The organism is Janthinobacterium sp. EB271-G4-3-2, assembly GCF_020858035.1.
GTDB classification, from domain to species: Bacteria; Pseudomonadota; Gammaproteobacteria; order Burkholderiales; family Burkholderiaceae_D; genus Janthinobacterium; species Janthinobacterium aestuarii.
This window is the reverse complement of record NZ_JACYMG010000003.1, coordinates 405,443-424,869: the sequence shown is the minus strand read 5'-3', so window position 1 is coordinate 424,869 and position 19,427 is coordinate 405,443. Positions and strand designations below refer to the sequence as shown.

The 19,427-nt window shown below is 64.5% G+C and carries 19 protein-coding genes and 1 tRNA gene; 4 read left to right on the top strand and 16 right to left on the bottom strand.

The genetic code is table 11. The features are described from left to right. Window positions 1–141: 141 nt before the first annotated feature. Together IGS55_RS09755 and IGS55_RS09750 are read left to right on the top strand one after the other, a co-directional pair. Entirely contained in the window at window positions 142–636 is a 495-nt protein-coding gene (locus tag IGS55_RS09755; RefSeq protein ID WP_230517190.1) for a hypothetical protein, read from the top strand. Between the two features lie 290 nt (window positions 637–926). Further along, window positions 927–1,003, top strand: a tRNA-Met gene (locus IGS55_RS09750). 58 nt (window positions 1,004–1,061) lie between these two features. On the opposite strand, the gene IGS55_RS09745 is transcribed toward IGS55_RS09750, so the two are convergent. Beyond that, window positions 1,062–1,850: a helix-turn-helix transcriptional regulator gene (locus IGS55_RS09745; RefSeq protein WP_230517191.1), complete on the bottom strand. Its 789-nt coding sequence runs from the start codon at window positions 1,848–1,850 to the stop codon at window positions 1,062–1,064. Between the two features lie 110 nt (window positions 1,851–1,960). Here IGS55_RS09745 and IGS55_RS09740 point away from each other — a divergent pair, with 110 nt between their 5' ends. Then, on the top strand, window positions 1,961–3,154 hold the full coding sequence (locus tag IGS55_RS09740; RefSeq protein WP_230517192.1) for an MFS transporter: 1,194 nt from the start codon (window positions 1,961–1,963) through the stop codon (window positions 3,152–3,154). Here IGS55_RS09740 and IGS55_RS09735 read toward each other — a convergent pair. The 7 genes from IGS55_RS09735 to IGS55_RS09705 form a co-directional block, all read right to left on the bottom strand. Beyond that, window positions 3,151–5,457, bottom strand: coding sequence for a xanthine dehydrogenase family protein molybdopterin-binding subunit (locus IGS55_RS09735; protein ID WP_230517193.1), 2,307 nt, complete (start codon window positions 5,455–5,457; stop codon window positions 3,151–3,153). The two genes, IGS55_RS09740 and IGS55_RS09735, sit on opposite strands and share 4 nt — an antisense overlap. Then, window positions 5,454–5,930, bottom strand: a complete 477-nt coding sequence (locus IGS55_RS09730) for a (2Fe-2S)-binding protein (protein WP_230517194.1) — start codon at window positions 5,928–5,930, stop codon at window positions 5,454–5,456. Before IGS55_RS09730 ends, IGS55_RS09735 begins: the two co-directional genes overlap by 4 nt. Before the next feature lie 149 nt (window positions 5,931–6,079). Beyond that, window positions 6,080–6,871, bottom strand: coding sequence for an anti-sigma factor family protein (locus tag IGS55_RS09725; RefSeq protein ID WP_230517195.1), 792 nt, complete (start codon window positions 6,869–6,871; stop codon window positions 6,080–6,082). Next, window positions 6,868–7,383, bottom strand: a complete 516-nt coding sequence (locus tag IGS55_RS09720; RefSeq protein WP_230517196.1) for an RNA polymerase sigma factor — start codon at window positions 7,381–7,383, stop codon at window positions 6,868–6,870. Before IGS55_RS09720 ends, IGS55_RS09725 begins: the two co-directional genes overlap by 4 nt. Window positions 7,384–7,404: 21 nt before the next feature. Continuing rightward, window positions 7,405–7,776, bottom strand: a complete 372-nt coding sequence (locus IGS55_RS09715; protein WP_230517197.1) for a COG4315 family predicted lipoprotein — start codon at window positions 7,774–7,776, stop codon at window positions 7,405–7,407. Between the two features lie 57 nt (window positions 7,777–7,833). Next, window positions 7,834–8,745: a DNA-3-methyladenine glycosylase family protein gene (locus IGS55_RS09710; RefSeq protein ID WP_230517198.1), complete on the bottom strand. Its 912-nt coding sequence runs from the start codon at window positions 8,743–8,745 to the stop codon at window positions 7,834–7,836. 62 nt (window positions 8,746–8,807) lie between these two features. Continuing rightward, a complete protein-coding gene (locus IGS55_RS09705; protein WP_230517199.1) occupies window positions 8,808–9,818 on the bottom strand; it encodes an XdhC family protein in 1,011 nt (336 codons plus the stop codon). Window positions 9,819–9,916: 98 nt separating this feature from the next. On the opposite strand from IGS55_RS09705, the gene IGS55_RS09700 reads away from it, so the two are divergent. After that, on the top strand, window positions 9,917–10,057 hold the full coding sequence (locus IGS55_RS09700; protein ID WP_162995759.1) for a hypothetical protein: 141 nt from the start codon (window positions 9,917–9,919) through the stop codon (window positions 10,055–10,057). A gap of 31 nt (window positions 10,058–10,088) precedes the next feature. Here IGS55_RS09700 and IGS55_RS09695 read toward each other — a convergent pair whose 3' ends face one another. The 8 genes from IGS55_RS09695 to IGS55_RS09660 form a co-directional block, all read right to left on the bottom strand. Next, on the bottom strand, window positions 10,089–11,192 hold the full coding sequence (locus tag IGS55_RS09695; protein WP_230517200.1) for a M48 family metallopeptidase: 1,104 nt from the start codon (window positions 11,190–11,192) through the stop codon (window positions 10,089–10,091). Between the two features lie 10 nt (window positions 11,193–11,202). Continuing rightward, window positions 11,203–11,652 carry a dUTP diphosphatase gene (dut, locus tag IGS55_RS09690; protein WP_230517201.1) on the bottom strand — a complete coding sequence of 150 codons (450 nt, stop codon included), beginning with the start codon at window positions 11,650–11,652 and terminating at the stop codon, window positions 11,203–11,205. Between the two features lie 19 nt (window positions 11,653–11,671). Continuing rightward, window positions 11,672–12,892: a bifunctional phosphopantothenoylcysteine decarboxylase/phosphopantothenate--cysteine ligase CoaBC gene (gene coaBC / locus IGS55_RS09685; RefSeq protein WP_230517202.1), complete on the bottom strand. Its 1,221-nt coding sequence runs from the start codon at window positions 12,890–12,892 to the stop codon at window positions 11,672–11,674. 17 nt (window positions 12,893–12,909) lie between these two features. Then, the gene (gene lspA, locus IGS55_RS09680; protein WP_034754175.1) at window positions 12,910–13,419 is read right to left on the bottom strand and encodes a signal peptidase II; all 510 of its coding nucleotides are present in this window, start codon (window positions 13,417–13,419) and stop codon (window positions 12,910–12,912) included. 83 nt (window positions 13,420–13,502) lie between these two features. After that, entirely contained in the window at window positions 13,503–16,403 is a 2,901-nt protein-coding gene (ileS, locus tag IGS55_RS09675; RefSeq protein WP_230517203.1) for an isoleucine--tRNA ligase, read from the bottom strand. Between the two features lie 67 nt (window positions 16,404–16,470). Then, window positions 16,471–17,442, bottom strand: a complete 972-nt coding sequence (locus tag IGS55_RS09670; protein ID WP_230517204.1) for a bifunctional riboflavin kinase/FAD synthetase — start codon at window positions 17,440–17,442, stop codon at window positions 16,471–16,473. A gap of 190 nt (window positions 17,443–17,632) precedes the next feature. Continuing rightward, on the bottom strand, window positions 17,633–18,844 hold the full coding sequence (locus IGS55_RS09665; RefSeq protein ID WP_230517205.1) for a tetratricopeptide repeat protein: 1,212 nt from the start codon (window positions 18,842–18,844) through the stop codon (window positions 17,633–17,635). A 78-nt stretch (window positions 18,845–18,922) separates the two neighbouring features. Then, window positions 18,923–19,354: an ExbD/TolR family protein gene (locus IGS55_RS09660; RefSeq protein ID WP_176741207.1), complete on the bottom strand. Its 432-nt coding sequence runs from the start codon at window positions 19,352–19,354 to the stop codon at window positions 18,923–18,925. Window positions 19,355–19,427: the final 73 nt, after the last annotated feature.

The window sequence follows — 19,427 nt, the reverse complement described above, 5'->3', positions numbered from 1 at the left end:
CCTCCTGCAGCAGATATGTAGATACGATCTCAAAAACGAACGCTTGATACAATCGCGCCCACTGCCGTCCAGCCATTGATATTTATAGGCAATCAGATGGTATGGTAAATTCATGCGTCAAAAACAACTTGAAAGACCCCGATGAAAGCCAAGCGATTTATCGCATTTTTGTTATCAGTGGTGTTTTCAACAGCGGCGCATAGTGCCGGCTCTGCGAAAGAGGAGAGTGAGACACTTATGAATGCAGTGCTGCCGATGGCTGAAAAACTCCTTGAACAGCACGGTGAATTCTTCCCGTTCGGGGCCGCCATGAAGCCATCCGGCGAGATCGTGGATGTAGCTGGATACGACGGTCGTGAGCATCCACCATCAGCAGATATCATCAAATTGCTTGAATCGGCTTTCGCCAAAGCTGCCGCCGCTAAGCAATACAAAGCGACGGCACTCGTCTACGATGTCAAAGTAACGCCGCCCTCATCGAATAAAAAGTCCGATGCGATTGCGGTGGCTCTCGACCATGTAGACAAATACTCTGTCGTGGTGTTTTTCCCTTACGAACTGGTGAACGGCAAGCTTCAACTGGGACCTGTCTTCGCACAGAAAGGTGCCGAATTGATTTTTCGCAAGGCCCAGTAGTTCACTGGAAGATGCTCCAAAGCTTTTTGTAGCGCCGTCCAAGTGATACACTCGCTGGCACACCTTTTTAATCCCGCAACCGGTGATACATTTGCCCCGTTTTCGTAGGGGAACTAGCGAGAATTTCTTGGCGCCGGACACTTATCCTGTCCCCGCAACCAATACCGGAAAGCCGCTGATTCTTGCAAAAGATCAGCGGCTTTTTTCATTCTCAAGCCGCCCACGCAGGTCTTGCAGCCGCCTGCCGCGATTAGCTCCCCGCAGTGCAGCAAACTGGTATATAATTCGCCTGCGGGGTGGAGCAGTCTGGCAGCTCGTCGGGCTCATAACCCGAAGGTCACAGGTTCAAATCCTGTCCCCGCAACCAATTCGAAGCCGCTGGTTCCTCGCAAGAGGGCCAGCGGTTTTTTCGTTGTGCGCCCCGTTTACTCCGGCGCCTGGCGCGCATACACGATCAGGCGCAAGTGGCGGTCCGCATCGATGGTCAGCGAGGTGTGCTCATAGGCGACCTGCTCGCCGTTGATTGTCAGCTGGCGCACGCCTGCACACGGCGCATGCACGTCGTGGCGGCGCCACCATAGCTTGAATTCGGGCGAGACTTTTTCCAGTTCTTCCACCAGCGCGTGGATGTCCGCTTCCTGCGTGGCGCGCGCATAGTCGCGGCGAAAGCTCGACAGCATCAGCGGGGCCTGCTCTTCCCAGGCCATGAAGCGTGCGCGCAGCAGCGGATCGGTAAACAACAGCCACAGCAGATTGCGGCGCGATGCGGCATGCGCGCCGAAGCCGAACAGCGCGTCGGCGCCCGCATTGAACGCCAGTACGTCCCAGCGCAGGTTGAGCACATAGGCCGGATGCGCCAGCTCGTGCATCAGGCGGCGCACCGGCGGCGGCACCACGCAAAACGTCTTGCCTTCTTCGGCCGGCGGGCGCGCATGCGCGAGCAGGAACAGGTGGCGGCGTTCTGCCGCGTCCAGTTTCAGCACTTCGGCCAGCTTGTCGAGAAAGGCGCTCGAGACGCCGATGTCGCGCCCTTGTTCCAGCCAGGTGTACCAGGTCAGTCCCACGCCGGCCAGCGCCGCCACTTCTTCGCGGCGCAAGCCGGGCGTGCGCCGCCGTCCTCCGCCGGGCAAGCCCACGTCTTCCGGCGACAGGCGCGCGCGCCGCGCCTGCAGGTAGGCGGCCAGTTCGTGGCGGGTGCGTTGCAAAGTGCGCATGGTGCTGTCTTTCCGGTAAGCCTGTTGCTATCAGTAATAGCATAAACAGTAAAATTGTAATTGTTTATATTGTATTCCAGAATGCCTGCTTTCTTTCCGAAGGCTTGCCCATGTCTGACTCTTTCCGCAGCACCCCCGTAGTTGACACTACCGCGCTTCCCGCCACCGTCTACCTGATCGCCGTGGGCGCGTTCGCGCTGGGCATGGCGTCGTATGTGACGGCGGGCTTGATGCCGATGATCGCCGGCGCGTTTTCCATCTCGCTGGCGATGGCCGCGCAACTGGTGACGGCGTTCACCCTGGCCTATGGTCTTGGCTCGCCCTTGGCCGTGGCCTTGCTGCCGGCGCGCGCGCAGCGCTCGGGCCTCTTGATCGCGCTGGCCGTGTTCGTGCTGGCGAATGGGGCCAGCGCGCTGGCGTCCGGTTTCAGCAGCCTGCTCGCATGGCGGGCCATTGCCGGCATCGGTGCGGGCGTCTACCTGGCGCTGGGCATCGCGGCGGCGGCGGGCGTGTCGGCGCCGCGGCAGCGCGGCAAGGCCATCGGCGTGATCATGGGCGGCATGGCGGGCGGCACGGTGCTGGGCGTGCCATTGAGTTTGCTGCTGGCGCAGCAGCTGGGCTGGACGGCGGCCCTGTGGCTGGTGACTCTTTTGGGCGGGCTGGCGCTGGCGGGCTTGCTGTGGCAGCTGCCCGCGCTGCCGGCGGCACCGGCGATTTCTCTGCGTCGCAAGCTGGCCTTGCTGGCCGATGGTCAGGTGCTGGCCATTTTGCTCGTGTCCTTGCTGGCGGCCATCGCCAGCCTGGGCATGTACACGTTTATCGCGCCGCTGCTGGCGTGGTCCGCGCAGGGGGCGGCGATGTCCGCCACGCCCTTCCTGTGGGCATGGGGCGTGGGAGGGATCGTGGGCAGCGTGCTGGTCGGGCCATGGGCGGACAAGGCGGCGGCGCCGAAACTGACCTGGCTCATCTTGCTGCTGCTGGCGCTGGCCTTGTGCGCGCTGCCGCTGGCGGCCGGCTGGTCGGCCTGGCTGATGCTGGCGCCGATCATGCTGTGGGGCGCGGCTGGCTGGGCCCTGCAAGTGCCGCAAAACCAGCAGTTGCTGGCCGTGCGCGCGCGGCAGGGCGACGGCAACCTGGCCATCGCCCTCAACGAGTCGGCGCTGTACCTGGGCAGCGCCATCGGCGCCGCCATGGGCGGAGTGCTGCTCTTGCTCAACTGGCCGATGTGGCTGCTGGCGGCCGGCGCCGCCTTGGTCGCCACCGCTGCGTTGCTGCTGCAGTGGCCTGCCGCGCGGCGGACTTAAGCCTTTTTCGCCAGCTGCATGCCCACGGGCAGGGCGCGGATGCGCTTGCCCGTGGCGGCGAAGATGGCGTTGCACAGGGCCGGGGCGATCGGTGGCGTGGCCGGTTCGCCCACGCCGCCGAGCTCCATGTCCAGGGTGCCCGGCACCAGATGCGTGTGGATCACGCGCGGCGCGTCGGCGGCGCGCAGCACGGCGTAGTCGTGGAAATTGCTTTGCTCGACCCGGCCATTTTTAAAACTGATCTCGCCGCTCATGGCCAGCGACAGGCCCATGATGCAGGCGCCTTCGATTTGCGAGCGCACGCGGTCCGGGTTGATTTGCGGACCGCAATCCATGGCGATGTCGACCCTCGGCACGATGACTTCGCCGGCCGCATTGATCTCCACTTCGATCACGGCCGCCACATAGGTGACGAAACTGTAGGACACGGCCAGGCCCAGTCCTCGTCCCTTGGGCAGCTTGCGGCCCCAGCCCGCCTTGGCTGTCGCCAGCTCGATCACGTGGCGCATGCGGCCGATATCGACCGGATACTTCGCCGGGTCTTCGCCATAGTTCCAGCCATCGGACAGGTCGGCCGGGTTGATCCTGCGCGCGGGGCCCAAGAGCGCCAGCAGGTAGTCGCGGTGGTCTTTCTTTGCCGCGTGGGCCAGTTCGGCCGTGAACGACTGGATGGCGAACGCGTGCGGGATGTTCGACACGGAACGGAACCAGCCGATGCGCGTATGGGCCGGCACTTCGGGCACTTCGACGCGGATGTTCGCGATGGCAAACGGCACGTTGATGGCCGACATGCCCAGCTCGAACGGCGCCTGCCTGTTCGCGCCGGCGGCAAAGGTCGATGTGATGGTGGGCGCGGCCGTGCGGTGCAGCCAGGCCGTCGGCATGCCTTTCGCATCGAGCGACGCTTCCAGCCGTTCGACGGACACCGTGTGCAGGTAGTCGTGCTGCAGGTCGTCGTCGCGCGTCCACGTCAGCTTGACGGGCGCGCCATCCATGGCTTTCGACAGCAGCGCCGCCTCGACGGCGAAATCGGGTTTCGATTTGCGCCCGAAGCCCCCGCCGAGCAAGGTCACGTGGACGGTGACGTCGTCGTACGACAAGCCCAGGGCCTTGGCCACGTTGCTGCGCGTTGCCTGCGGCGCCTGCACGCAGGCCCACACTTCGGCCTTGCCGCCGGCGATGCGCACGGTGGCGGCGGGCGGCTCCATGGTGGCGTGGGCCAGGTGGGGCAGATAGTATTCGGCGCTCAGTTTGCGCGCGGCGGGAGCGGCGGCCAGGGTGGCCACCGTCTTGCCCTGGTCGCGCGCCGGGCTGGCCGGCTGGCGCACGGCCGCTTCCAGCGTCTTGCGGAAGGCCTTCGAATCGTAGCTGCCGTTCGGGCCATCTTCCCATTCCAGCACCAGCGCTTCGCGGCCCTTGATGGCGGCCCAGGTGTTACGCGCGATGACGGCCACGCCGCCCAGCGGATTGAACATGGCCGGCGGCGGGCTGCCCGCCAGTTCGACGATGCGCAGCACGCCCGGCACCTTCAGGGCCGCCGTCTTGTCCACGCTTTTCAACTTGCCGCCGAAGACGGGCGGACGGGCGATGACGGCATACGCCATGCCATCGAGGCGCGTGTCGATGCCGAAGTGGGTATTGCCCGTGACGATGTCGCGCAGGTCGATGCCGCGCGTGCTGGTCTGGCCGATGTAGCGCAGCTCGTCCGCCGTTTTCAGGCTGATGCGCGCGCGTGGCGGCACCGGCAATTTGGCCGCTTCCTCGGCCAGCGCGCCGAACGACAGCGAGCGACCGCTGGCCGCATGCATGACCGCATGGTTGACGGCTTTGACTTCCGTGACGGGCACGTCCCAGCGCACGGCGGCCGCCGTTTCCAGCATCAGGCGCGCCGTGGCGCCCACGTGGCGCATGGCGCGGAACGAGTGGCGCATGCTGCGCGAACCGTCCGTATCCTGGCTGCCGTAGCGCGCTTCGTCGGCGGGCGCCTGCTGCACGCGCACCTGCGCCCAGTCGGCGCCCAGTTCATCGGCCGCCACCATGGGCAGGCTGGTGCGGATGCCCTGGCCCATTTCGGAGCGGTGCACAACAATGGTGACGATGCCGTCGGCGGCCACCGACAGGAAGACCAGGCTGTCGTCCACCACGCCGCCGGCCATCTTGTCGCCGCCGTATTTGACGGCGTCGGCCGCCATCACGAGGCCGGAAGGGCCGGCTACCAAAGTCAAACTGGCCAGCGCGCCGGCGGCCTTGAGCCAGTTGCGCCGCGCGGGCGAATGGACGGCGGGAGTGTCATGGATGCTCATTTGGCCGCTCCTTTTGCGTTGATGCTGGTGGCGGCCTGCTTGATGGCCGCGTGGATGCGCGTGTAGGTGCCGCAGCGGCAGATATTGCCGCTCATCGCTTCGCGGATTTGCTGGTCGTTCGGCTTGGGCGTCTTGTGTAGCAGGGCCGTGGCCGACATGATCTGCCCGGCCTGACAGTAGCCGCATTGGGGCACGCCGTGTTCCTGCCACGCTTGTTGCAGCGCCAGGCCCACCTTGTCTTCGCCCACGGCTTCGATGGTGGTGATCTTCTTGCCGGCGGCGGCCGACATCGGCGTCACGCAGGAGCGGATGGCTTCGCCGTCGAGGTGCACGGTGCAGGCGCCGCACAGGGCCATGCCGCAGCCGAATTTGGTGCCGGTCATGCCCAGTTCGTCGCGCAAGGCCCACAGCAGTGGCGTGTCTTCAGGCAGGGCAAGCTCGTGCTGTTTGCCATTGATGGTCAGGGTCGTCATGTGTATTCCTTGGTGGGGATGGTGCGGGACGCGCGACGGCCATCCGCCAAACGGATTAGCTCATCAGTATGGGATGGTAGCATCAGCCGCCCCGTGCTGCAGGGCGTGGGGACGATGTCGGCCACCGGCTGCTTTCATGCCGGCTTGCTTCAGCGCGGCTGTTCCAGCTGCGCGTACACGGCGCTGGCGATCTTGCCCAGTTCCTGCTTGGGCAGGTTCGCCGAGAGGGCATAACCGAGTTGGCCATCGATCCAGTAAAACACGCTCAAATCCTGCTCTTGCGTGTAGCGGAAAGCCGTTTCCTGCCTGCCGGCCCGTTCTTTCGCCGCGTACAGGGTCAGGCGCTTGCCGCCGCCATCTTCATACATGAATTGCGCCACGGGGCCGTCGCCATCGCCGGGCAGCAAGCGCCCGCCGATCAGGTGATAACCGAGCGGCGACAGCGCGGGCGGCTGCAATTTCGTGCCCAGGCGTTTCGACAGCCATTGCACCAGGTGCGCCTCCTGTTCCGCGCCTACCTCGACGGGGTGGCGCACTTCGGGCGTGTAGACGGCATGGGCGATGGCGGCGCTGCGCGCCAGGGACATCGGGCTGGCGCTGGCTGTCATGCTGTCGCCAGCGTCGCCGCGCAGCAGCCAGCCGCCCATGCCGCCGGCAAGCACCAGCACGACGGCCGCTGCCGCCTGCATGGCGGGGCGCTGCCAGGCGCCGTTCGCCGCCGGTGGCGATGTCGCTTGCAGCAGCGCTGGCGGCACGGCTTCGTCCAGCACGGGATCGAACAGGGCGCGCAGTTGCCGGTTCTGTTCGCGCCAGGCGCCGACTCTGGCGGCATCGTCGGGATGCGCGCGCAGGTGGGCGTCGATGGCCGCGCGCTGTTCCTCGGGCAGGACGCCGTCGGCCAGGGCGTGCAATTGCGCTTCGCTGATGGCTTGCGTTGTCATTTCACGACTTTCAGGGTGGGGGCGCCATGGCTGCCGGCGGGGCGGCCGTCGAGCAGTTCGCGCAGCCGGTCGCGCCCGCGCGACAAACGCGACATCACGGTGCCGACGGGGATGCCCAGGGTAGCCGCCACCTGCTCGTACGGCATCTGTTCGAGCGCGACGAGCAGTATCACTTCACGCTGCCCCAGCGGCAAGCGGGCCAGCGCCGCATCCATTTCGCCGATGGCGATGGACTGCCCCGGCGTGTGCTCGGGCGCGGCCAGCAGGGCGTCGTCGTCGAGTTCCCGCAGCGCCAGGCCGGGACGGCGCAATTGATCCACGTGCAGGTTGTGCATGATGGAGAACAGCCAGGGCCGCATCTCGCCGCCGCGCTGGTTTAGCTTGCGCCAGGCCCGCTCCACGGTGTCCTGCACCAGGTCGTCCGCGTGCAGGGCACCCGCCAGCGCGCGCGCATAGCGGCGCAGGCCGGGCAGGCACGCTTGCAGCTGGCGGCTATCGTCTTGCGAGGCCATCGTGGCGGCGGGAAGGGCTGCTTACGGCTTGACGACGTGCCACACGTTCTTGAAATTGTCGCCGGCCATGTCGCCCGGCTTCTTGTCTTCCTTGTACAGATACAGGGGTTTGCCCTTGTAGGTCAGCTGCATGGCGCCGTTGTCTTCGCGCTTGATGCTGCCATACGGAGCGACGGGCGCCGCTTCGGTGGCGATGACGGCGGGCCAGGCCGCCAGGCAGCCGCCGCTGCAGGCGCTCTTGCCGCTGTCGGCGACATCCTTGTCGAACACGTAGACGGTCATGCCGCTGGCGTTGACCAGCATGCCGTTGGCGGGCATGACGTCGGCGGCGAAGGCCAGCGGGGCGGACAAGGCGGTGAACAGGGCGGTGGCGGCGAAAGTGGTGAAGCGCATGATGGTCTCCTTGAGGTTTTGGGGGCTTGCAAGGGATAGACGCGTGCCGCCCGCCGTTTATTCCCGCGCTGGCGGATTATTTTTTGGATGCAGGCTGGCCCACAGGTGGGCCGCCGCCATGGTGCGGTGCGGCGCGTACTGGCGCAGCCACTGTTCCGTGCGCGCCATGTCCGGCTTGTTCTCTTCGCCGAGCAGCTTTTGCAGGGCGGCGCGGATGGCCACGTCGCCGTGCAGCGAGCAGTCGGCATAGCCGTAGCCGCGCAGCAGCGCGTAGTTGACGGTCCACGGGCCGATGCCTTTCACGGCCAGCAGCGCCTGAGAAATCGCCGCCACGTCACCGGAGGGCGGCAGCTCCAGCGACAGTTCTCCCTCATCGACCAGGCGCGCCAGGCGCAGCACGGTTTCCGCCTTGGCGCGCGAGAATTTGCGGCTGGTCAAATCCTCGATCTCCAGCCGTGCCACGTCGCGCGCCTCCGGGTAGCACCACAAGCCGCTTGCGTGCTGGCGCCCCGCCTGCAGAATGAAGGTGCGGCGCAAAGAAATGGCGAACGACAGGTTGATCTGCTGGCCGATGATGGCCCAGGTCAGCGCTTCGAACGGGCTGGCCGATTGCACGATGCGCAGGCCCGGATTGACGCTGACCAGAGGCGCCAGCAGCGGGTCGCCGGCGGCCAGTTGCGCGAACGGCTGCGGGTCGATGCGCAGGCCGAGGATGTTGAGCAAGGCGCCGTGCAGCGGTGTCTGAAGGCCTGCATCGGTATCGCCATCGATCTCGGCGCGGCAGACGGCGGCGTCGTCCGTGAAGGCGACGTCCAGCACGACCGGCATGCCTTGCAGCAGGATGCCCTTGCGCAGTCCCGTGGGCGTGACTTGTTCCGCCACGGCTTCGCCATCGCGGCTGTGGAAGGCGATGACATCGTCGCGGCGGTAGCCGGCGGGCAGGGGGAGGGTCCAGTGCAGCAGGGTCATGGTGGGCCAAAGTCAGGGACGGTATCAGGGAGGCGATGCGGGCGCACCGCGTTTCTTGCTTTTTACCTTAGCGCGCAGATGTCGGTGGTGGGCGGGCTCAGGGCCGCCGCGTGCTGGATCTGCAGGGCATCGGGCACGCCATTTTTCACGGCCGTCAGTTCGGCCAGGATGGAGATGGCGATTTCGGCCGGCGTCTTGCTGCCGATGTACAGGCCGATGGGGCCATGCAGGCGCGCCAGCTGTTCGGCGCTGACGTCGAACTGCAGCAGCCGCTCGCGCCGCTTGGCGTTATTCGCGCGCGAACCGATGGCGCCCACGTAGAACGCCGGCGATTTCAACGCTTCCATCAGGGCCAGGTCATCGAGCTTGGGGTCGTGCGTGAGGGCGACGACGGCGCTGCGGCTATCGAGCTTGAGTTCGAGCACGAGGTCGTCCGGCATGGCGTGCAGCAGGGGCACGCCGGGCACGTTCCAGCCGCCCCGGTATTCCTCGCGCGGGTCGCAGACGATGACGTGGTAATCCATGGCCGTGGCGATCTGCGCCACGAAGCGCGACAGCTGGCTGGCGCCGATGATCAGCAAGCGCCAGCGCGGGCCATGCTGCGTGGTGAGCACGCCATCTTCCAGGGCCAGCACGGCCCCTGGCGTGGCGCGCCGCAGGGTGACGGCGCCGCTGCCCAGGTCCAGCCGGCGCTCGACCAGTTCGTGCGCTTCAAGGCGCGCCAGCAGTTCGGCCACCTTGCTGTCCGCATGCAGCGGTTCGATGGCCAGTGCGATGGTGCCGCCGCAGGGCAGGCCGAAGCGGTGCGCCTCGTCCGCGCTGATGCCGTAGCTGACGATTTCCGGCAGCGTGCGCACGATGCCGTGCACGCGCACGGTGTCGATCAAGTCATCTTCGATGCAGCCGCCGGAAACGGAACCGACCACCGTGCCATCGTCGCAGATGGCCAGGGTGGCGCCCACGGGGCGGGGGCTGGAACCCCACGTCTTGATGACGGTGACGAGTTCGCAGCGGTGGCCGGCGGCGAGCCAGGCGGCGCTGGTTTTCAGAACTTCAAGGTCGATGCTGTCCATGGGGCGCGGAAGGAAAGCCGCAGGCAGGCGGCAAAGTATGGAATATTTTTCAATATTGTGGCTATACTACGCTCTCCAATAGCCTGCGGAGAGTTTTCATGTCGAACGACCAAAAGACGCAAGATGACGGCATCCCCAAGTTTGGCAAACTGCTCATCGCCCTGTTCCTGGCGGTGGTGTTTTGCGGCGCCCTGACCTGGGTCATGGGCACCTATTTCCCGAACTTCCCCGGCGCCTGAGCAAACCTGCTGCATCAGGCGCCTTTGGCGTTTAAGGCTTCAACGGCTTCTTCGCCGCCTGCTTGGCGCGCACGTCGATGACGGCGCGGTTGACGGCCGCCATGCGCGAGTTGGTGCCCGGGTGCAGGGCCGTGTAGCCGTTGGCGACCGTCGCCGGCACTTGCGTGGCCAGACGCTGCCAGAAGCGGGCGGCGTTGTCGACGTTGTAGCCGGCGCGCGCCAGCAGGTAGATGGCCAGGGTGTCGGCTTGTACGTCGAGTTCCTGCGGCATGGCCTTGATGCCGGCGGCGCCCGTCAGCATTGACACGTCGGGCTGCACGGCCCCCAGGCTGTCGATGATGCTGCCGGCCGTGCCTGCCGTGCGCTGGCTGCGCGCGTGGTCGAGGATGTTGTGCGCCATTTCGCGGGCGATCACGAAGGCGATGCCTTCGTCGTTTTGCGCCGCATTGACCATGCCGCGCGTGAGCATGATGCGTCCGCCGTCCGAGTACGCGTTGATATTGTCCGCATTGCCCAGGGCGACGCGGAAGGCGCAGGCGCGCGTGACGGGAATTTTCAGGTCCTGCTGCTGGCCGTCGCGGGCGATGGTCATGTTCAGGCTCGCGCTTTTCGAGGCCAGCGGGCCGACGATGGCGCCGAACGGGCCTTCCGCTTTCGGGCCGGCCGGCAGCGGCTTGCCTTCGGCGGCCAGCAAGCCGTCGCCCTTGCGCAAGCCGGCGCGCGCGGCGCCGCTGCCCGGCAGGACGCCGGACACCTGCATCTGTTCGCCGTAGCCGAGGGCCGCCTGCGCCGCGTCGGCATAGATGCCGGGGTAGGAATACCTGTTCTGCGCCGTGAAGCCCAGCAGGTTGCGCGCATACGTCTTGCACAGGTCCGCATTGTTGATCAGCAGGGGCGCCGAGACTTTCGACAGGCGGTCCTGCAGCGACACCATCTTCACCAGTTCTTCCTGCGCCGCCTTTTGCTGCGCCGTCGGCGCGGGCGCATCGGGCGCCGGCACGACGTTGAACGGGCCGCTGACATTCGTCATCGGGGTGGTGCAGCCAGCGAGGATGGCCGCACTGGCCAGCAATAAAGGAGTGGCCAATCGGCGCAGCGAAGTTGGGGCTGGGATCAGATGGCGGAAACCTGGCATAAGAAAGTCCTTAATGTTTGCCGGTGCTGCCGAAACCGCCAACACCGCGTTCGCTGTCGCCGAATTCCTCGACGACGTTAAAGCCCACTTGCAGCACCGGCACGATAATCAGTTGCGCCAGGCGTTCCATGGGGTTGAGCGTGAAAGCGCTCTGGCCCCGGTTCCAGGTCGATACCATCAGCTGGCCCTGGTAATCGGAGTCGATCAAGCCTACCAGATTCCCCAATACGATGCCGTTTTTGTGGCCCATGCCGCTGCGCGGCAGGATCATGGCCGCATACGACGGGTCGCCGATGTGGATGGCCAGGCCGGTGGGAATGAGCACGGTCTGGCCGGCTTCGATGATGATCGCTTCGTCGATGCAGGCGCGCAGGTCCAGGCCGGCGCTGCCGGGCGTGGCGTAGGCCGGCAGCAGTTCCTTCATGCGGGCGTCGAGGATCTTGATGTCGATATTTTTCATTAATTTAGAACGTAAGGGGTTACTTGAGGAGCGAGTTTTTTGCCAGCCGCTTCGATATTTCCGAAATCAGCTGGCGCGCCAGGTTCAGTTTCGAGGCGCGCGGCAGCACGGTATGGCCTTCCTCGTCGAACAGGATGATGGTGTTGTCGTCCTGGCCAAACGTGTTGTGGCCGATATTGCCGACCAGCAGGGGAATGCCCTTCTTTTCACGCTTGGTCGAGCCGAATTCCACGAGGTTTTCCGATTCGGCGGCAAAGCCGACGCAATACGGATAGCCGGCCAGGTTGGTGCGTGCCGCCACGGTGGCGAGGATGTCGGGGTTTTGCGCGAACTGCAGTTCGGGCACGGAGCCGTCGGCCTGTTTTTTCATCTTCTGGTCGCTGGCGTTGGCCACGCGCCAGTCGGCCACGGCGGCCACGGCGACGAAGACATGCTGGCCGTCGACGTGGGCCAGTACCGCATCATGCATCTGCTGCGCGCTTTGCACGTCGATGCGGCGCACGCCGAATGGCGCGTCCAGGGCCGTCGGGCCGGAAATGAGCAGCACCTCGGCGCCCGCTTCGCGCGCCGCGCGCGCCACCGCATAGCCCATCTTGCCCGAGGACAGATTGGTGATGCCGCGCACGGGGTCGATGGCTTCGAACGTGGGGCCGGCCGTGACCAGCACGCGCTTGCCCGCCAGGACTTTCGGCTGGAAGGCGGCGATCAGCTCCGTCAGCAGCTGTTCCGGCTCCAGCATGCGGCCCAGGCCAACTTCGCCGCATGCCTGTTCGCCGGCGGCCGGGCCGAACAGCTTGATGCCGTCGTCGCGCAGCTGCTGCACATTGCGCTGCGTGGCGGGGTTCTGCCACATTTCCACGTTCATGGCCGGCGCCACCAGCAGGGGCAGGTGGGAAGGACGGGCCAGGCACAGGGTCGACAGCAGGTCGTCGCACACGCCGTGCGCGAGCTTGCGCATGAAGTCTGCCGAACACGGGGCGATCAGGATGGCGTCCGCATGGCGCGTCAAATCGATATGCGCCATGTTGTTGGCTATGCGCGCATCCCACTGGCTCGTGTGCACGGGGTGGCCGGACAGCGCCTGCATCGTGACGGCCGTGATGAAGTGGCTGGCCGCATCCGTCATCACCACTTGCACCGAGGCGCCGGCCTTTGTCAGCGCGCGGCACAGTTCCGCCGCCTTGTAGCAGGCGACGCCGCCTGACAGTCCCAGGACGATTTTTTTGCCGGACAGTTCCATGCCGTTCTCCCGCGTATTTATTTGTTTACCCGGCGCAGTTCATCGATGATGAACAGGGCCGCGCCGATGCAGATGGCGCTGTCGGCGATATTGAAAGCGGGGAAATGGCCCCAGCTTTTCCAGTGGAAGTCGAGGAAGTCGACCACGTGGCCGTACATCAGGCGGTCGATGGCGTTGCCCAGCGCGCCGCCGAGTATCAGCGCCAGGGCCCAGCAGAACATGCGCTGGCCGGCGTGCTTTTTCAGCAGATAGATGATGTAGATGGCGGCCGCCAGGGCGATGCCGGTGAAGAAATAGCGCTGCCAGCCGCCCTGGTCGGACAGGAAGCTGAAGGCGGCGCCCTTGTTATACGCGAGCACCAGGTTGAAATACGAGGTGATGACCATCTCTTGCGCATAGCGGAAGGTCTTCAGGATCGTGATCTTGGTGATCTGGTCGAACAGGATGACGATGGCGGCGATGCCCAGCCAGGGCACGAGCGACGCCGACGATGACGATTTCGATGAAAAACGGTTTTTAGTGGCCATATTTTTCCAGGGAAGATAAAGCCGCCGCCTGGCAGCAGGCGGCGGTTGGAAGTGGGACGCAGGCAGCGCCCCGCGGTGACAGTCTATGCGAAACGGCGCGATTCGCCTTTTCCAAACAGATTGCTGACGCAGCGGCCGCACAGGGTAGCATGCGCGGCGTCCGTGCCCACGTCCGCACGGTAGTGCCAGCAGCGTTCGCACTTCGGCGCCGTCGACGCGGCCACAACCACTTCCTCGGCCGCTTCGTCGGCCACTTCAGCCACGCTTGCCTGCGAGGTGATGAAGACGAACTTCAAGTCCTCGCCCAGGGTGGTCAGCAGCTTGTACTTCATCGGCGCGGCCTTGATCGTCAGTTCCGCCTGCAGCGAGGAGCCGATGGCGCCCGAGGTGCGCAAGTCTTCCAGTTGTTTGGTCACGTCCGTGCGCACGGCGCGCAGGGCCGTGTATTTTTCCAGCAGGGCGGCCGCGTCAGACACTTCCGGCAGCTGCCACCAGGTTTGCGTGAAGATGGTTTCATCGCTGGCGGCATAGGCTTCGCTTCCTGCAAAGACGGCCCATGCTTCCTCTGCCGTGAACGACAGGGCCGGGGCCATCAGGCGCAGCAGGCTTTGCGTGATGTGCCACAGGGCCGTTTGCGCCGAACGGCGCGCGTGCGACGTCAGGCCCGAGGTGTACAAACGGTCTTTCAGGATGTCCAGGTAGAAGCCGCCCAGGTCTTCCGAGCAGTACGTCTGCAGCTTCGACACCACCGGGTGGAATTCGTAGCGCGCGTAGTTGTTCTCGATCTGCGTTTGCAGCGATGCCATGTTGGCCAGCGCATAGCGGTCGATTTCGAACATGTCCGCCACCGGCACGGCATCCGTGGCCGGATTGAAGTCCGACGTATTGGCCAGCAGGAAGCGCAGGGTGTTGCGGATGCGGCGGTACGATTCCGTCACGCGTTTCAGGATCTCGTCGGAGATCGACAGCTCGCCCGTGTAGTCGGTCGAGGCGATCCACAGGCGCAGGATGTCCGCACCCAGGGTGTCCGAGATCTTTTGCGGCGCCAGGGTATTGCCCAGCGACTTCGACATCTTCTTGCCTTCGCCATCGACCGTGAAGCCGTGCGTCAGCAGGGCCTTGTACGGCGGACGGCCGTTCAGCATCGACGACACGAGCAGGGACGAGTGGAACCAGCCGCGATGCTGGTCCGAGCCCTCCAGGTACAGGTCGGCCGGGAATTGCAGCTGCGTCGAGTGCGAACCGTGGCCCTGCGGGCCGCCCAGCACCGTCTGGTGGGTGGCGCCGGAATCGAACCACACGTCCAGCGTGTCCTTGTTCTTGGCGTAGATGGCCGCTTCGTCGCCGATCAGGTCTTTCAGATCGAGCGCCTGCCATGCCTCGATGCCGCCCTTTTCGATCAGCTTGGCCACTTGCTCCAGCAATTCCGGCGTGCGCGGATGCAGGTCGCCCGTTTCCTTGTGCACGATGAAGGCCATCGGCACGCCCCACTGGCGCTGGCGCGACAGGGTCCAGTCAGGACGGTTGGCGATCATGCCGTGCAGGCGCGCCTGGCCCCAGTCCGGGAAGAATTCGGTGTCGGCGATGCCTTTCAAGGCCGTCTCGCGCAGGGTCGCGCCGCCGTCTTTCGGCGTCACGTCCATGCCGGCGAACCACTGCGAGGTGGCGCGGTAGATGATCGGCGTCTTATGGCGCCAGCAATGCATGTAGCTGTGGTCGAACATCTTGACTTCGAACAGCGCGCCCGCTTCACGCAGGGCGTTGCAGATCGGCTTCGACGCTTCCCAGATGGTCATGCCGCCGAACAGGGGCAGGGTCGAGGCGAACTTGCCGTCGCCCATGACGGGCTTGATGATGTCGTCGTCCTTCATGCCGTGCGCCTTGCACGAGATGAAGTCGTCCAGGCCGTAGGCTGGCGCCGAGTGCACCACGCCCGTGCCGCTTTCCGTGGTCACGTATTCGGCCAGGTACAAAGGCGACAGGCGGTCATAGAAAGCGTCGCTCGCATGCAGCGGGTGGCGGAAGCTGATGCCGGCCAGGGCCGCGCCGTCGCAGGTGGCGATCGTTGTGCCCTCGAGCTTGAAGCGCGCCAGGCTGGCCACGACCAGGTCTTGCGCCAGGATCAGCAGCAATGGCTGGCCATCGCGCTCGGTCTTCACCAGTGCGTATTTGACTTCCGGGTGCACGTTCAGCGCCTGGTTCGACGGGATGGTCCACGGCGTCGTGGTCCAGATGACGATGAAACCGTTATCGGTCGGCAGCGATGGCAGGCCGAAGGCGGCCGCCAGTTTGGCCGGCTCGGCGAACTTGAAGCCGACATCGATGGCGGGATCGCGTTTTTCCGCGTATTCCACTTCCGCTTCGGCCAGGGCCGACTGGCAGTCGAAGCACCAGTTGACGGGTTTCAGGCCGCGGTAGACATAGCCTTTTTCCAGCAGCTTGCCCAGCGCGCGCAATTCGTCCGCTTCATTGCCGTGCGCCATCGTCAAATACGGGTTGTCCCACTCGCCCAGCACGCCCAGGCGGATGAAATCCTTCTTCTGGCGCTCGACCTGCACGTTGGCGTAGGCGCGCGCTTTCTCCAGCACTTCGGCCGTCGGCAGGTTCTTGCCGTGCAGTTTTTCGATCTGGATCTCGATCGGCATGCCGTGGCAATCCCAGCCCGGTACATACGGCGCGTCGAAGCCGGCCAGCGAGCGTGACTTGACGACCATATCTTTCAGGATCTTGTTGACGGCGTGGCCCAGATGGATGTCGCCATTCGCGTACGGCGGGCCGTCGTGCAGGATGAATTTTGGACGGCCGGCGGCAGCCTTGCGCACGCGCTCGTAGATTTTCTTGTCTTGCCATTGCTGTACCCATTGCGGCTCGCGCTTGGCCATGTCGCCGCGCATCGGGAACGGGGTTTCCGTCATGTTGACCGGGTATTTGCTTTCAGGCTTCTTGTTCTGCTTGGGCGTGGCTGGCTTGTTTTGATCGGACATAATCTTCTTTAATGATATTGAATGGTTTGCGGCGGCGGGCGCCGCCAGTCGGCGGAGTTGGCCGGCGTCAAATTCGGTCGGTGGCGGTAATGGCGCCGCTGCGCTGCTCGAAGTAGGCGCGCGCCTGGTTCGAGTCGCGCTCGATGGCGGCCGTCAGGGTGGGCAAGTCGTCGTACTTTTCTTCGTCGCGCAGTTTTTCCAGGAATTCCACGCGCACCAGCTTGCCGTAGCAGGATTGATTGAAATCAAACAGATGCACTTCCAGCAAGACGCGGCCGCTGTCGTCGACGGTGGGGCGCACACCCAGGCTGGCCACGGCGGGCAGCGGCTGCGGCCCCAGGCCGTGCACTTGCACGATGAAGACGCCGGACAGGGCGGGGCGGTGCGCCACGCGCAGGTTCAGGGTGGGGAAACCGAGCGTGCGGCCCAGCTTCTGGCCGTGAATGACGTGGCCGGAAATGGCGTACGGATGGCCGAGCAGCTGCGTGGCCAGCGGGAAATTGCCGGCGGCCAGGGCCAGGCGCACGGCCGACGAGGAGATGCGCGTGCTGCCATTCATCACCGTCGGTAAAGTTTCTACGTGGAAACCGTATTGGCGGCCCGCTTCCTGCAGCATGGCGACGTCGCCGGCGCGCCGGGCGCCATAGCAGAAGTCGTCGCCGACCATCAGCCATTTCACGTGCAAGCCGTCGACGAGGACTTTTTCCGTGAATTCCTGCGGTGTCAGGGCGGCGAACTGGGCGCTGAAATGCTCGACGACGACACGGTCGATGCCGGCGTCGTCCAGCGACTGCAGCTTGTCGCGCAGGTTGGCGATGCGCTGCGGCGCCTTCGACAGGTCGCCCGCGCGCTGCGCGAAGAATTCGCGCGGGTGCGGTTCGAACGTCATCACGGCCGCTTCGATGCCGAGTTCGGTTGCAGCTTCGCGCACGCGCGCCAGCAAGGCCTGATGGCCGATGTGGACACCGTCAAAATTGCCGATGGTCAGAGCGCACGGCGCTCGTGCCTGGGCATTGGGAAGTCCGCGGAATACCTTCATAGGAATCTGATGAAAAACTGTGCCAAAAGGGGGATTATACGGACTGTTTCAGGGATGCACACCCGGCAGGGCAGCCGCAGGGGTAATTTCCCTGCCGAAATGATAAAAAGCGTTGCCGGCAAGGGTGTCGGCAACGCTTTTGGTGGTGGGCACTCGACTAGCTGCCCGACAATATCTTGACGATATTATCTTATTTATTCATCAAGGCCCAGTAGCGGGCCAGGTCCGCCGCGCCATCCGTGCCCTTGACGGCTTTGAGTGCCGTCGATGCGTTGGCTTTCTTGCCGGCGTGGATGTAGGCGATGCCCAGATGCAGCTTGGCTTCTTCCGGATACTTGGCCGTGCCCATTTTCACGGCGTCATTCATCAGGCCCAGGCCTTTGTCGGCCTGGCCATCATAGACCAGGGCGAAGCCCAGCTTGCTCAAGCTGTCGGCGTCCTTGTTCTTGACGTATTCCGCTTCCGACTTGGCGGCGTTGGCCTTCAGGTCAGCCTGGGTCTTCAGGGCCAGGTCTTTCAGGCGCTGGTGGCGGGCGGCATCGGCGCCGGTGCCCAGCGCGCCTTTTTTGTAGCCTTGCTCGATGATGGCCAACGCTTCGCCAGGATTGCCTGCTTGCAGGGCCAGCTGGCTGATTTCCATGTATTCGGATGGCTTGGTGAACAGGCCGTTGGCCAGGCGCAGGCGCTGGACGTCCAGGCCCAGGCGCTGCGAGAAGCCGGGTTTGCCGGAAACGCGGTTCAGCAGGTCGGCCCAGTAGCTGGTTTTCGGATAGCTCGATGCCAGTTTTTCCAGGGTGGCGACGTAGCCGGCCTTGTCGTTCTGTTTCAACTGGATGTTGGCCAGCATTTGCAGGCTCGCTTCCGAGTTGCCGCCGCGCGATTGCAGTTCCTTCGCCGCTTCGGCGTAGTTGCCGCTGACGTAGTAGGTCTGGATCAGCAGTTCACGCATCTGTGGATCTTCGCGGTCTTTCAGCGAGCGTTTGATCCAGGTGATGGTGTTCGGCCAGTCCTTGGCGCGGTAGTACATGCCTGCCAGCGCTTGCGTGAATTTGGGGGCTTCGGCGGCGCTCAGGCGGCCGGAATTGATGACGGCTTCAAACGCCTTGATGGCGGTGCCATTGTCGCCGGCGGCGGCAGCGGCCGAGGCGCGCACGCGCTCGATCTGGTAGCTTTCAAAGGCGGTCTTGCCGCCGACGCTGTCAGCTTCGCGCAGCTTGGCCAGCGCTTCCTTGTTTTTGCCGCTGCTAGCGAGTTTTTGCGCTTCTTGCAGTGGCTTGCCCACTTCGGCACGCACGGTGTCCGCGGCGTATGCCAGCGAGCCCAGGCCGATTACGGGAGTTGCTGCGGTAAAACCGATAGCGGCCATGACGAGGCCGAGATGAGCGAGACGAAACTTGGACATAAGAAAGTCTTTCAGTAAAAAGCGAATAGGCAGGAAGTCCTGCCTATTCGGATGTAAAGAGAACCTGATTGCTGCAGCTTACTGGAATTGCTCGTTGCCGACCAGACCGATTTTGGTCACGCCCAGACGCTGCGCCGACGCCATCACGCCGGCGACGACTTTGTATTCCACCAGCTTGTTCGGACGCAGATGCACTTCCGGCTGGTCTGCTTGCGCAGCGACGTTGCTCAGCTTGGCTTCCAGCGAAGCGCGGTCAGGAACGACCTGATTGTCCCACAAGATCGTACCGTCAAAATCGACATCGATCGTGACGACCACTGGTTCGGTTGTCGGTGGCGGCGGGGTGCCGACCGGCATGTTCAAGTTCACCGAGTGGTTTTGCTTAGGAATCGTGATGATCAACATGATAATCAGCACCAGCATCACGTCGATGAGGGGCGTCATGTTCAGTTCCATCATTGGTTCCGGATCCGCGCCTGGAGCGCTTCCCGAACCGACATTCATACTCATAGTGTTTCCTTTAAGAAGTCCAACGAAGCACCGGGCGAAACTGCCGCCCGGTCAGCTTCCGGCAGTGGCGCGC